This window comes from Streptomyces sp. NPDC005070 (assembly GCF_053600395.1).
In genome coordinates this window covers 1-12,367 of record NZ_JBSFZS010000170.1, presented here as the reverse complement: position 1 = coordinate 12,367, position 12,367 = coordinate 1, and the positions used below count along the sequence as shown (strand labels likewise).

Annotated in this window: 16 protein-coding genes and 1 pseudogene; 14 read left to right on the top strand and 3 right to left on the bottom strand. The window is 65.1% G+C overall.

The genetic code is table 11. The features are described 5' to 3' along the window. Positions 1–56: 56 nt before the first annotated feature. The 6 genes and pseudogenes from ACWEBX_RS33920 to ACWEBX_RS33895 all read left to right on the top strand — a co-directional run. Positions 57–230 (top strand): annotated as a pseudogene (locus ACWEBX_RS33920) (transposase family protein); the annotation flags it as partial. A 154-nt stretch (positions 231–384) separates the two neighbouring features. Continuing rightward, complete coding sequence (locus ACWEBX_RS33915; RefSeq protein ID WP_451888606.1) at positions 385–1,119, top strand: hypothetical protein; 735 nt, start codon at positions 385–387, stop codon at positions 1,117–1,119. Positions 1,120–1,509: 390 nt separating this feature from the next. Beyond that, positions 1,510–2,394: an S-4TM family putative pore-forming effector gene (locus ACWEBX_RS33910; protein WP_451888605.1), complete on the top strand. Its 885-nt coding sequence runs from the start codon at positions 1,510–1,512 to the stop codon at positions 2,392–2,394. Positions 2,395–2,427: 33 nt separating this feature from the next. After that, entirely contained in the window at positions 2,428–3,285 is an 858-nt protein-coding gene (locus ACWEBX_RS33905) for an SMODS domain-containing nucleotidyltransferase (protein WP_451888604.1), read from the top strand. 151 nt (positions 3,286–3,436) lie between these two features. Next, the gene (locus ACWEBX_RS33900) at positions 3,437–3,898 is read left to right on the top strand and encodes a GntR family transcriptional regulator (RefSeq protein WP_451888603.1); all 462 of its coding nucleotides are present in this window, start codon (positions 3,437–3,439) and stop codon (positions 3,896–3,898) included. Between the two features lies 1 nt (position 3,899). Then, complete coding sequence (locus ACWEBX_RS33895) at positions 3,900–4,466, top strand: HD domain-containing protein (RefSeq protein ID WP_451888602.1); 567 nt, start codon at positions 3,900–3,902, stop codon at positions 4,464–4,466. On the opposite strand, the gene ACWEBX_RS33890 is transcribed toward ACWEBX_RS33895, so the two are convergent. Then, positions 4,454–4,927 (bottom strand): NUDIX domain-containing protein, encoded by a 474-nt coding sequence (locus ACWEBX_RS33890; RefSeq protein ID WP_451888601.1) that lies wholly within the window; start codon positions 4,925–4,927, stop codon positions 4,454–4,456. The two genes, ACWEBX_RS33895 and ACWEBX_RS33890, sit on opposite strands and share 13 nt — an antisense overlap. A gap of 2 nt (positions 4,928–4,929) precedes the next feature. Then, complete coding sequence (locus ACWEBX_RS33885; protein ID WP_451888600.1) at positions 4,930–5,646, bottom strand: XRE family transcriptional regulator; 717 nt, start codon at positions 5,644–5,646, stop codon at positions 4,930–4,932. 1,115 nt (positions 5,647–6,761) lie between these two features. Between ACWEBX_RS33885 and ACWEBX_RS33880 the strand changes: the two genes are divergently transcribed. The 8 genes from ACWEBX_RS33880 to ACWEBX_RS33845 all read left to right on the top strand — a co-directional run bounded on the left by ACWEBX_RS33880 (position 6,762) and on the right by ACWEBX_RS33845 (position 11,871). Beyond that, a complete protein-coding gene (locus ACWEBX_RS33880) occupies positions 6,762–7,028 on the top strand; it encodes a DUF6284 family protein (protein ID WP_451888599.1) in 267 nt (88 codons plus the stop codon). Next, a complete protein-coding gene (locus ACWEBX_RS33875; RefSeq protein ID WP_451888598.1) occupies positions 7,025–7,879 on the top strand; it encodes a protein spdB in 855 nt (284 codons plus the stop codon). The genes ACWEBX_RS33880 and ACWEBX_RS33875 overlap by 4 nt, the downstream gene beginning before the upstream one ends. Continuing rightward, a complete protein-coding gene (locus tag ACWEBX_RS33870) occupies positions 7,879–8,262 on the top strand; it encodes an RRQRL motif-containing zinc-binding protein (RefSeq protein WP_451888607.1) in 384 nt (127 codons plus the stop codon). Before ACWEBX_RS33875 ends, ACWEBX_RS33870 begins: the two co-directional genes overlap by 1 nt. Before the next feature lie 29 nt (positions 8,263–8,291). After that, positions 8,292–8,504, top strand: a complete 213-nt coding sequence (locus ACWEBX_RS33865) for a hypothetical protein (protein WP_451888597.1) — start codon at positions 8,292–8,294, stop codon at positions 8,502–8,504. 2 nt (positions 8,505–8,506) lie between these two features. Continuing rightward, positions 8,507–8,824, top strand: a complete 318-nt coding sequence (locus ACWEBX_RS33860) for a hypothetical protein (protein WP_451888596.1) — start codon at positions 8,507–8,509, stop codon at positions 8,822–8,824. Between the two features lie 2 nt (positions 8,825–8,826). After that, a complete protein-coding gene (locus tag ACWEBX_RS33855) occupies positions 8,827–8,994 on the top strand; it encodes a pRL2-8 (RefSeq protein ID WP_451888595.1) in 168 nt (55 codons plus the stop codon). Between the two features lie 97 nt (positions 8,995–9,091). After that, positions 9,092–11,203, top strand: a complete 2,112-nt coding sequence (locus ACWEBX_RS33850; protein ID WP_451888594.1) for an FtsK/SpoIIIE domain-containing protein — start codon at positions 9,092–9,094, stop codon at positions 11,201–11,203. 203 nt (positions 11,204–11,406) lie between these two features. Further along, a complete protein-coding gene (locus ACWEBX_RS33845; protein WP_451888593.1) occupies positions 11,407–11,871 on the top strand; it encodes a hypothetical protein in 465 nt (154 codons plus the stop codon). Here ACWEBX_RS33845 and ACWEBX_RS33840 read toward each other — a convergent pair. Continuing rightward, positions 11,846–12,367 (bottom strand): HNH endonuclease (locus ACWEBX_RS33840; RefSeq protein ID WP_451888592.1); only part of this gene is annotated, 522 nt, incomplete at its 5' end. The two genes, ACWEBX_RS33845 and ACWEBX_RS33840, sit on opposite strands and share 26 nt — an antisense overlap.

Below are 12,367 nucleotides of genomic sequence, written 5' to 3'. Positions count from 1 at the left end.
ATCTGTGCCGGCCAACTGGTCGGCGTCGGTGACGCTGAGCACTGTGTTGCCGTCGCCAGTTGTCCCCGACACAGCGCACGATCAACCGGGCACTGACCGCATCCCGGGCAGCAGTCGAACGCGGCATGGCACTGCTGAAGTCCTGGGGAATCTTCGAAGGGTCCCGAATCAGCCCCAACCGCGTGACGTCAGTCGCCAAAGGCGTCCTCACCCTGGAGAAGCAACGCTGAAAACGCTCAGTGTTCCGTGAGGCCGACCGTGTTGACGGGCTAGTGAAGGGGTCGCAGTGAACGAGGCCGGCTCACGAGCCTGGGGCCGAGATGACCCTGCGGCCACCGCGTTCCATGTGGGCAAGTAGGCAGGACCCGGCCGTTCTGCAACCAAATGACACATCACGCCGTCTCAGAAAATATGGTTGCTCCCGGAACATCAGGCCCTGACAGCCGTAATGGACCACGTCAGCAGCGTGAGGCTTGGCAATGGTATGGGTGGACCTTCCCAACGATCACCGCAACGATCATTGCGATCGCAGCCCTGGCCGTCTCTGGCGCGAACTTCGAACTCGGAGTCCGAACTCACGAACGCGCCGAAGAGGACGCAAAGGCGATTTTCGCGCGCCACATTCTCGTAGACGTTAATTCAGCAGGTCCGGCAAAGGGGGGGATGCGCGGCCTCTCTGAAGAAGTCAAAAACTATAGCAACGCACCCGTGCACGTAAAAATCTTCGGACATGCAGAATTTTCTTCGCCCGACGCCCCTACCGATGCCTACTTAGAAATCATGGCGCCGAAGTGCACGAAGGTCCGCGTCACGGCGTCGGGAGTGAAAGATTTCCGGGCATTAGAGCCCGTACTCGTCGACCCTCTGGGGTACGTTTGGTCTGGAGGTGCTAACGACGATTTCTTCGGCGCTGACTGGCCCATACACGTTCGCACCTTGAACGGGAAGAAAACCGAGAACGACGACCAACCCGGCGAGGGACCCTTGTATTGGCATCTCAGGCAAGGACAATTCGCCAATGCGCTCAGCTCTGAAATAATTTACCCAAAGAAAGTCCATGCGCAAGTCGTGGCGAAAACAGCAATCAACGAATCCGCCTGCGTTGCACCCGGCAGTTAACTAGTTCATCGCGCACGGATACACCGTCAACTACCGAACTACCAACTCGCAAGGGCGGTCGCGATCGAGAACGTGGATATGCAGGTCACCCCGCCGGCACACCTCGACCGCGGAGAGCCGTCGCTGCGGCACGTCTGCTGCGTCAACTGCGCCTGCATGACGAGAGGAGCCTCACCCTGCCAGGCGCCCCCTTGGATGGGACCCAGTCCCATCGGGCCTGCGAGCCGGACGTCCACCGCCAGCGCCAGCAGCTGGCCTGTCACTGGTCGTCGTCGGTACTGCGGTGGCCGTGGTCTATGAGTTCAAGGTTCTAGCCCTCGGCGCTCGAACTACTGGGCTACCATCAGGCCTTGACAGGGGGTCAGACCAGGACATTCAAGGCAAGGTGTTGTGGCACATATCTTTGAGGTACAGAACTCTACAGCTTGCATAAAACTCTTGGAGGCCCAGAGGCGGCTTTATTCCGACGCGAAGAATATATACAATCTGAGAATATCCCTCGTATTCACCTCAAGCATTCTCAGTATTTTTGCCGCATCGACCTTTCCTGACGCCCGGCTATACATAGGTGCCGGGTCGGCTTTCATCGGATTCGGGGTTAGCCTTCTGGGTTCAACCAGGGAGAAGCGGAAGATGCGGGAAGCCTCATCTACGCAAGAGCTTTTTGACGTTACAGTGTTCCGACTGTCGTGGAACGATGTTCTTGCGGAGCGGCCATCTGGTGCCGTCGTAAATGAGGCAGCACTGAGATACACTCAAAATGATCTTCGAGACTGGTATGCGGACACTCAATCCGTTCCGCGCCCACTCGCAGTGCTAATATGTCAGCGCACCAACCTGGGCTGGTCCATTTCCGCCCATCGTGCCTGGGCGGCAACGATCGCCGGTTTCGTGCTTACCGTCACCTGCTGCACGACGGCACTTTCTCTGTTGCTAAATACTTCACTTGCGGGCGCCATCGTCGGATTCTACCTTCCCCTACTACCTTCAGCGAAGGAAGCAGTGGATATTTGGCGAGCCAACATGGATAGCTTGCAGGCAAAGCAAAAGGCTGAAGGTAAGGCTGTTGCCATATGGCGTCGCGCCATAGAGCAAGGTGAGATACCGAGCGATAGTGACTGCCGTCAGCTCCAAGACTGCATTTTGATGAGCAGGCAAAGTAACGCGCCAATTCCTGACTGGTTTTACGATAGGCGCAAGAAGCGGAGCCAGGAAACCATGGAAATGTCTGTCGAAGATTTCGTGCAAGAAGTCACCGCCGCAGGCCTAGCCTAGGGCAAGTCGTGAAAGACCCGAGAGGCAATCCGTATGGCCAAGGCCGTAAGTCAGGCGTTCTCTGAACTGATCTCCAATCTCACTCCCACATCGACACAGTTCGCGGCCGCGAGTAAACATCGTCAGGAAATTGAGTCTTGCTTGGATTCCAGACTTGGTACTTATCGCCTCTTTGAGACCGGATCGCTGAGACATGGCACCGGGGTACGGAATCACAGCGATTCGGACTTTATGGTTAGCCTGAAAGGTAGTCGCCCGTCGCCCGACACCGCACTAGCACGAGTAAAATCTGCACTGTCCGCTCGATATCCTCTGACTTCAGTACGAGTCTCCAGACCTGCCGTTGTTTGCAAGTTCTGGAACGGAGATGTCGAGGTCACCCCTGCCTATATCAGGTCGGCGGACGGAGGCTTTTCCTACTGGATCCCGGCACCAGGTGGCGACTGGATTGTTTCCGCCCCAGACGCCCACAACAAGTACGTGACTGAGGTCAACACCAGGCCTGGCATCGCAAGCTCCGCCAAACATATGGCCCGCCTCTTGAAAGGGTGGAAATATTTCAACGACGTTCCCGTATCATCATTCTATCTTGAGATGCGGGCCGCCGAATACATATCTCGGCAATCCAGTGTCGTCTGGGTGTACGACCTGTGCTACTTTTTCGAGGAATTGCAGTCTCATGGCCTCGCCGCCATGAACGACCCCAAAAGGGTCTCGAGCCGAATCAATCCGTGCAGCTCGGACTACTCTAAGAGGATATCTCTTAGCAAGGTGGACAGCGCGGCGAAGCGTGCTCGACGTGCCCTTGAGGCTTACAAGAACGAGAAGCACGCGGACGCATTCTCAGCGCTAAACCTTCTATTCAATGGTAAGTTCCCAAACCGCTGGTGACCCACTACCTGAATTCAGTGGTCGAGCCGTGGTCGCCATTTGGTTACGGATGGTCCTCTCAGCCTTCTCCGGCCCGCCCCAACGGCTGAGTACCCCCAGCGTGGGAAGCTTGAGCCTGACGACGGACAGATGCGTCAGGGAGGGAGAGCGAGTGTCGGAGCATGCCAGTCCTCGGGGAACCTTCCTCAAGGTCGCGGACGCGATGAAGGCCCAGATCGTGGACGACCTGGAGCTGACGGAGCTCCCGTCAGCCGCAGACCTGATGCGCGACTACGACGTCTCGCGCGGAGTCGTGCTGCGTGCCTTCGGCGTCCTTCAGGGGGACGGAGTCGCCGAACCGGTTCCTGGGGGGCGTTGGCGAGTGATCCGCGAAGGGCAGCGATCCTCCCGACGACCGCTGGAAGACCAGATCCGCGACATCATCGCGGATGAGGGTCTTGAGGTCGGGGCAGCCTTCCCGAGCGCCTCTGCACTGGCTACGAGGTTCGGGGTTTCGCGTCCCACGGCGACGAAGGCTCTCGACAAGTTGGAGGCCGCCGGCGTGTTGGCGGGTGGGGGGCAGGGCAAGGTGCGGACGGTCCGCGCCGTGCCGATTCGAGAGGAGCGTTCGTAGCTTGTCGGAGCTGACGGAGTGGGCCTATCCCCTCGCGGAATCACTGCTCGCTGACGTGCTGCCCCGGCGGTGGCAGCACTGCTTGGGCGTTGCTGAGCGAGCACGCACAATCGCGCTCATCCTTGGGGAAGACGCCGAACTCCTGGAGGCCGCGGCCGTCCTTCACGACATCGGCTACGCGCCCGACCTTGCCAAGACCGGGTTCCACCCGCTCGATGGCGCCCGCTACTTGCGCGACGTCGCGAACGCCGACGAGCGGGTCGTGTACCTGGTCGCACACCACTCCTGCGCGTGGATGGAGGCCGAAGCACGCGGCCTGCGCGAGGAGTTGGAGGGCGAGTTTCCCCGCGAGAGCGCGCACCTCAATGACGCTCTCTGCTACTGCGACATGAACACCACGCCGGACGGCACACCGACGAATTCCGTGGACCGGATCAACGAAATCACCGGACGTTACGGACCGGACAGTTTGATCGGTACCTTCATCCGCCGCGCCGAACCCGAGATCCTCGCAAGCACGGCCCGCGTCCTCGAACGGGTCGCAGCCGCCAAACCTCAGCCGATGTAGGGAGTCGTCCTCGTACCGTCCATCGCGTGCTCGATCCGGAGCCGCATGGTGGGGTGCACGTCCAGCGTCGACAGGTCCGCGGGGGCAACCCAGCGGACCTGTGTCGTCTCGTTACTCGTACGCACCTCGCCGCCGACCAGTCGCGCCCGGAAGCAGATGCTGAACTGTTGGCGGACCTCGCCGTCGTCGTATCGCATCACGTGCCCGGGGTCGGTGTAGATCCCCGAGATGTCGAGGACTTCCGCCTTGATGCCCGTCTCTTCCCAGACCTCGCGCACGACGGTGTCACTGATGGATTCCCCCACATCGTGGCCGCCACCAGGCAGCGCCCAACGGCCGTTGTCGGATCGCTGGATCATCAGTACCTCCCCCGCATCGTTCTGGACGAACGCCACGACCGAGGGCACGACCGAATTGGCCGGCGGGGCGTCGGGGTCGTGCAGGTAGTCAACGCGTCCCATGTTCAAGCTCCCGTGATGTCGTGGTCCGTGATGGGGCGGGCGCCACCCCAAGTCTGTTCGATGCTATTCGCGTACGTGTCGAACAGGCCGCCGCCCGGCATGCGACGCAGGTGGAGGACCGGTGCCAGGTAGGCGCCGATGCCGTAGACGTGCGGGTTCACGAGCATCTCGTCATCGGACCGGTAGATGGAGTTGTAGAGCGTCGAATCGTGCAGCCGGAAGCCAATGTCTGGGTGGCTCTCGAAGAGTGGGCGGTAGTTCAGTAGGGCATTGCGGATCTTGCCGTCCATGATCCGGTGCCCTTCGTCTATGCCGCGTTGCCGGACCGCGTCACTGCCGGGGTCCCCCAGCAGGATTCGCACCTGCGTGGTCCCAGCCACCTTCGCCTTCAGGATGTCGTGAAACAGGGGATCTTCAGACAGGAACAGTCCGGAGTAGACGAGCACGTCCAGATGGTTCTCCGCCCGCGTGTAGATCTCGCGCCAGAGTCCAGCGGGCACCGTATGCTGATGCGGGTAGACCGCGACGATCTCAGCCTTGCTCAGGTCCATCGCGCTGTCGACGGTGCGACTGTCGTCCCACAGCGTGGTCACGTCGACCTTGAGCGCTGAGGCTGTCGCGTACTGGTGGCGCCGATAAGGCACTTTCCCCTGGGTGATCCAGCGCTCGACAGTCTTCGGATTGACCTCGATCACTTCCGCCAAGTCCTGGACGCTCATGCCTCGCGCCAGAAGAGCGGACCGTAAGCGCTCATTGGACATCTGCACTCCCGATGGGACTTCTAGGGAGCTCTTGACGGTAGCCAGATCTACCCGAGCTGTCCATGCATGAGGTCACCAACGCCCTTGAGCTGCACCGATGCTGATGGGGCGCCAGAAAGTCCCTGGCGCAAAGCCCAGAGGCTCCGTCGATGCACTTGACGGAACCTAGTGCAGTACCTGTAAAACAGGTACTGCATGAGTGAACACCCGGAGAGCCTCGTGAAACGGGTTCAAAGGCAGTGTCCGTTGGTTGAGAACTCAACAGCGTGACGATTTGGCGGGGTACGAATCCCTGCCCCCGCAACGGCCCGGGTGATGGCCGCCGGCGGCCACTTCTCCGCGCATCGGCTCTGGATAACAGTCCTCGGGATCATCCCTTCCTCACGGGAGGTCAGCCCTTGGGTCTGCCACCTGGTGTGCGCCGCCCTGCTGGCGTCAGAGCAGTGACGATGACGCGCCCGATCACCGGCTCGGGACCGGACGCGCCCCGCAAGGGCGGACCGGCGAAGCCGTGTCCCTGCGATCTGTGGGAGGTCGGTCATGGACCGACGACATCGACAGGCGCCGCCGAACGGACCTGCGGCCAGCGCTTGAACTATCCGGGTCCGCTTCCTGGCTCGCAGCTCCTCAGCTGCGGCCGGCTGCCTCTCCCGCCCGTCCGGTCAGCGCGTCGTGTGCTGGTCGTACGGACTGGAGCGTGGGGAGCCGGAATCCGTCGGCCCCAACACACAAGAGCGGTCCCCGGGTGGCACCCCAGGGACCGCATACAGGCACCTGAGTTGGAGGCACCTGTGGTCCCGAGTCTGACAGACGCGGAGCAGGCCGAGCTGGCTCGGAAGGCCGCTGAGGTGAACAAGCGCAGCCAGGACAGCGTTCGTGCGCGGGGTGGTCGTTGATGGCCTACACCGAGCACGAGCGGACGAAGCCGCCGCTGCCCGTTCGCCCGCCCGTCCTCATCCGCACGCGGCCGTGAACGGCCGCTGAACCAGCCCATCCACAACGGCGCGCGGCCCCGGTGCTCGAACACCGGGGCCGCTGTCGGGCCGTTCCGCCTGTGAGAGGAACACGACCCAATGAACCCCATCGTCACTGTTCAGGAAGCTGTTACCGCGTTCGCCGACTTCATGGAGCCGACAGGCGCGGAACTGGACGCGATCGAGCGGGAGATGCCCGTGATCCTCGCGGACGTCGACCTTATCGACGCGCAGATCATCGCCATGGACCACGGTCCGAACGACGTCGACACCCGCCGAGTGCGCCGGGCGCTGGCCCGGGTGCTCATCGAACGGGCCAAGCTGACCAACCGCACGGCTGCGGACGCGGCGGGTGGTGCGGCGTGAAGGCCAAGACCGCGCTGCCCGCCGTCGCGATGACGGCGGTGTCCATGGTGCTCACCCTGGCCGTGGTCATGATGTGGCTCGGTGCGGCGATGCCGTGGCCGGTCGCCCTGGTCGTCGGTCTCGGGATCGACGGCGGATGGCTGGCCACCCTCGCCTACGAGCGGCGCCTCGCGGCCCAGGGCGACCACAACCGGGCCGTGACCACCTTCGGTTGGTCCTTCGGCCTGGTCGCGGCTGGCGTCCTGGTGGCCCATGCACTCACCGCCGAAGAGTCCACCGGCGCCTGGCTCGCCGTGGCCTGGCTCCCCATTGCGGCAAAGGCTCTGTGGTTGGTGCATGGGTTTTGGGAGGCCACCGCGCTCACCCCGAACGCCCTCGGGGCGATCCGCGGCATTCAGCAGGAAGCACGCGATGAAGCGGCCGTGGCCCGCGCCCGCCTGCGGGCCGAAGCAACGACCGAGGAGACCCGGTTGACGGCCGTGACGCAGGCCGGGGCCCGCGTCGCCCGCGTCCAGGCCAAGACAGCACAGACCCTCTCCCGGGCGTGGTCGACGCTGGAAGCGGCACGGGAGGGCGAGGACACCGGACGGGCGCTGAGCAGCGTGACGCTCCGCGTCACACCCGACGTCACGCCCCGGTGGCAACTGCCCGTCTGGGGACCCACCGAGCCCGTGCCTGCGTTCTCTCTGGCGCCCGCGCTCACCGACCCTGAGCTAGACGCGCTGGTCGACGAGATCCGCAACAGCGAAGTCCCGGCCCTGTCGTACCGCGAGATGGCGACCCGGTTCCGGGCGGCCGGCCACTCCGCGTCCGAGGTCCGCCTACGCGCGGCGTGGAAGCGGGTCGCGTGATGTCCGCCGCGTGGGGTGAGTGCTTCGATCCGACCGGGACCCGCTACGGGGTGCCCACCTACCCGTGGCGCCTAGCCCCCGACGGGTACGCCACCCGCCGCCAGTTACGGGCCCAGGGGCTGCGTCCAGGGGGTCAGGAGATAGCGGCGCAGTGCATGCAGATGAACCGCCGCACCGGAACGCCGAGGATCACCTACCTCTACCGGCTCGACCTGGCGAAGCCGATGCGGCCGATGACGTCGCGGAAGTGGGGCGCGCTCGCCCTCGCGATGCTCGCTCGCCGTACCTGTCCAACGTGCCAGATCACCTACAGCTACTGCATGCCCCGCTCCCTCGGCATGTGCGTGCTCTGCGCCCACACCGAAGACCAGCGCACCGCCTGAACTCTCCAACGACACTTTGAGGTTCTGCTGTGACGAGCACGATCGACTACGCGTGGCACGCCTGGGTGGCCGTGCCCGGCGAGGGCCGCGCGTTCGCCCACGGCACCATCACCGCCCCCGCCTCCTTCTGCTGGGAGCGCGTCACCCGCGAAGTCGCGGCGTGGCTCGGGTCCCAGGGCGTGACCGGCCGGCTCGCCGACATCCACCTCATCCTCGCCCCCAACGCCGGAAGGACCGACTAGCCATGGGCAAGCCCGACACCCGCCGCCTGGACCGCGCGATCCGCGAGACGAACCGCAAGCTCGAAGCCGTCCGACGCGGCGAACTGTGGCCCCTGACCGGCTCGGAGCGGCGCGCGATACTGGTTGCGCTCGCCGGCGGCTCCTACCGGGTCATGCGCGGCAAGAGCACCGGCCGCGCCGACAGCCGGATCGAGTCGGTGTCCACCTCAGCCGAGACCCGGCTGATCGCGGAGATGACCGCGTTGCAGGTCGAGCGTCAGCGGCTCGTGACGGAAGCCACCCGCGCCAAGGCCGCCAAGAAGTCCTCCGGGTGGTGGTGACCATGACCGCTTTGAACACGCCTCCCGGTGAGTGCCCGCAGTGCTGGCAGCACGCCCACGACCCGCGTGCACACCGCAACCTCCGCCCCCGCGAGGACTGCCCGCAGTGCGTTGACCACATGGTCAACGGCCATCCCCACATCGAGCCGAAGAAGTCCCGCTGGTGGTGACGCGCATCCGCGCCGCCGCTCGCCCTGCACGGCTCCGCGCTGATTTCCCCCTTTCATCCTCACCCCGGACACGGGGCAGTCAGGAGTGTCTCCAACCATGAGTGAGAACGTCGTTCACCTGCACAAGAGTACCGAACCGGCTCCCGAGTCGGACAACGTGACCACGTTGACCGTGGTCCCCGACCCGGCTCCCGCCGCACCCGTGCCGCCGTGGGTGCGCTCCGGCCGCGCCGTCCGCACCGTGGTCACGCACGAGACGACCAGGACGACCGCCCGCGCCATCGCCCGGCACACCCTCTACGTCGCCGGCGGCGCCCGCATCGCGGCGAAGCGGACGTGGGACGGCCGAACCGCCTCAAGGTACGAGCGGATGTTCCGCGCCGCCGAAGCCGCCGGAAACCACGAGATAGCCACAGATTGGGAGGAGCGCGGGCAGCACTTCCGCGAGGCCCGCCACCGCCGCCGCATGGACCTGCTCCACACCCCGCTCGACGCGGCCAAGGGCGTAGCCGTCACCGCCGGCATGGGGGTCGGGTCGCTGGTCGCCCTCGGCATCGTGATGGCCATCGCGACGAAGGACGTCACACAGGTCGTCACCCCGCTGATGGCCACGATCGAATTCATCAACCTGCTCATCACCATCGTCCAGGTCGTGTGGGGTCCCGCCCTCGCCATCGGCCCGTTCCTTGCCCTGCTCGCCTTATGGGCCGTGGGCAGCAAGCAGCAGGCCGCACCCGCGTGGGCGCTGCCCGACAACGTCCGATCGAGCGAGGGCGAGCCGATCACGCCCTCGATCGTGGTCAAGGCCCTGCGCGACCTCGGGGTGCCCGTCCTGCGTAACGCGATCAAGGAGATGGGGGACGCGGGCGCGTCGATGCTCGGTCCGATCCGGATCGCCGGATGCGGTGTGGAAGTCGACGTCACCCTCCCCTCGGGGGTGTCCACGATCGAGGTGCAGAACCGGCGCCGGAAGCTTGCGGAGAACCTGACCCGTCATGAACACGAGGTGTTCATCACCATCCCGCAGGCCGCCCGCACCGTCCGGCTCTGGGTGGCCGACTCGGGGGCGCTGGACGAGCCGATCGGCCCGTCTCCGCTGGTCACCGACGAGACGCTGACCGCGGACTACGCCAAGGGCCGTGCCCCCTGGGGGCAGGACCTGCGCGGGGATGGGGCGGCCCTGTCCCTTTATCAGCGGCATCTGTTGATCACGGGCCTGTCGAACCAGGGCAAGACCGTCGCCCTGCGCTCCCTGGCCCTGTGGCTCGCCCTGGACAAGTCAGTCCAATTCCTTCTCGGTGACCTCAAGGGTCTGGGCGACTGGCGGATGTTCAACGGCCTGGCCACGACGCTGATCGAGGGCCCGACGGATGAGCACGTGATCCAGGTGACCGAGATGGTCGAAGGCGCCGTTGCCGAGATGAACCGCCGCATGATGGCCCTGCCCGGAACGAAGTTCCCCGCGCTGATCGTGCTGGTCGACGAGGCGCAGGTCGCGTTCATGTGCCCCGTCAAGGACGAAGACGGCCGTTTCTACGGCGGTTCCAAGGCCACGTCCCGGTACTTCATGGCCGTCCGCAAAATCCACAACCAGGGCCGTGCGGTCAACGTGCTGATGTGGCAGGGCACCCAGGACCCGACCGATCAGAACCTGCCCAAGCTGGTCCGCGAGGGCGCCCACACCCGCGCATCCCTCGCCCTGGGCACCGAGCAGCAGGCCCGCATGGCGCTGGGGGACAAGGCAGTCGACGGCGGGGCCGCGCCGAACCTGCTGCGTCCCGGGCTGGATCAGGGAACGCTCGTGGTCGCGTCGTCCGGCATCGACGTCCCCAAGGGCCAGTCGTCCATCACCGTGCGCACGCACTACGTGGACGACGACGCGGCCGTCGCCATCATCGAGCGTGCCAAGGCCCTGCGCGACGGGGTCACCACCCTCACCGTGATCGAGCGCGGGGAGGACCGGGACCCGCTCGCCGACATCCTCGGCGTCCTGGGCGACGCGCAGCGTCTGCTCACCCTCGACATCCTCAAGCGGCTCGCCGCACTGGACGAGGACGCCTACGACGGCTGGACGTTCAGTGACCTCAAGCGGGTCCTGGAGGCCGAGGGCGAGGAGCCGAAGAAGTCCAACGGGCGCATGGTCGTCCACCGTGATCACGTCCTCCGGGCCATCGCCAACCGCGACGGCGACGGTTCCGCCTCCGAATAGCAGGGAAGCGCACCCTCCCGCACCGGGGAGGCGGGGACACTCCCCCAACCCCCTCCCCGGACCACATCCCCCGCTGTGATCAGCGAAAACACCGCTCCAGGGAATCAGGGAGGCCCCGCAGGCCAACCCCTGAAACCCCCTCCACAGGCCACCCGCAAGGGGGTGGCTCCACCTCCCTGCCCGAGCACCGGAAGGGATTCCGTATGTACCCCGAACACCCCACCCACAGCCACCCCGCAACCACCGTGGAAGTCCACCAACCCCTGCCGATGGAGCCCGTCGTCGCGACGCCGACACCGCTCGCACCCGTCGAGCCGGGCAGCGTCCCGACCGTGGCGAGCGTGGTCCTGCCTGACGGACGGGTCGTCACCGGATACGCCATCAACCCCGTCCAGCCCGAACCCCTCGCGGCCAAGCCGCCCGTCTCCCGCGCGGCGGTGAACGTCGCGCTGGGAGGCGTCGGATTGCTCGCGGTGTGCGGCGGTCTGCTGCTGCTCACCACGTTCATCGCCGCACTGACCGCGCTCATCACCCAACTGATCACCCTCGCCGCCGTCATCTTCGGCGGCTGGATCGCCGTACAGGTCTTCAGTGCGAGCGGTCCCAAGGGTGGGACCACGGTCAACATCCGGCGGGCTGTGATCAAACGGAACCGCTTCTACAGCTAGCCCTGCTGGCTGGCGTGCGTTTGCTGAGCCAGTGAGCCTCCAGCCAGATGCGGTGCTCCGGCCTCAGCGGCACGGCCAGGCCTTGGCCGTGCAACTGGCCATAGAGCGGGAATCCGCGGAGGCCAGGGTCTATGTCGATCAGGCCGGATGCGGGATTCACCGCGATCTGGCCGAGGTCGAACAGGCGGTGGATGTCACGCCGGAGCAGCAGGCCGCCGTAGTCGTGGTGTTCGCCGGACTCGGCGTAGCTGTAGAGGTGGGCTGCTTCCAGGACGGCTTCGGGGGCCGCTCCGGTCATCGCGCACTGCTCGCCCTGTTCGCGCAGGAGGCGGCTTCGGAACGCGCTCTGTCCCACCCGGACGCGCACCGTGGCGACCTTGTGGCCCCCGGGAATCGGGGCGTGGTCTTCGTCTTCGAGCTCTATGGGCAGTTCCTCGCCCGCGATCTCGAAGAGTGCATCGCGCAGCTTCTCCCACCGGAACGGCCGCATGCTCAG

Bases quoted from the DNA above. Each gene is read 5' to 3' on its own strand.
- ACWEBX_RS33915 (WP_451888606.1), top strand. From the start codon at position 385: ATGACACATCACGCCGTCTCAGAAAATATGGTTGCTCCCGGAACATCA.
- ACWEBX_RS33905 (WP_451888604.1), top strand. From the start codon at position 2,428: ATGGCCAAGGCCGTAAGTCAGGCGTTCTCTGAACTGATCTCCAATCTC.
- ACWEBX_RS33890 (WP_451888601.1), bottom strand. From the start codon at position 4,927: ATGGGACGCGTTGACTACCTGCACGACCCCGACGCCCCGCCGGCCAAT.
- ACWEBX_RS33885 (WP_451888600.1), bottom strand. From the start codon at position 5,646: ATGAGCGTCCAGGACTTGGCGGAAGTGATCGAGGTCAATCCGAAGACT.
- ACWEBX_RS33880 (WP_451888599.1), top strand. From the start codon at position 6,762: ATGAACCCCATCGTCACTGTTCAGGAAGCTGTTACCGCGTTCGCCGAC.
- ACWEBX_RS33870 (WP_451888607.1), top strand. From the start codon at position 7,879: ATGTCCGCCGCGTGGGGTGAGTGCTTCGATCCGACCGGGACCCGCTAC.
- ACWEBX_RS33860 (WP_451888596.1), top strand. From the start codon at position 8,507: ATGGGCAAGCCCGACACCCGCCGCCTGGACCGCGCGATCCGCGAGACG.
- ACWEBX_RS33855 (WP_451888595.1), top strand. From the start codon at position 8,827: ATGACCGCTTTGAACACGCCTCCCGGTGAGTGCCCGCAGTGCTGGCAG.
- ACWEBX_RS33850 (WP_451888594.1), top strand. From the start codon at position 9,092: ATGAGTGAGAACGTCGTTCACCTGCACAAGAGTACCGAACCGGCTCCC.
- ACWEBX_RS33845 (WP_451888593.1), top strand. From the start codon at position 11,407: ATGTACCCCGAACACCCCACCCACAGCCACCCCGCAACCACCGTGGAA.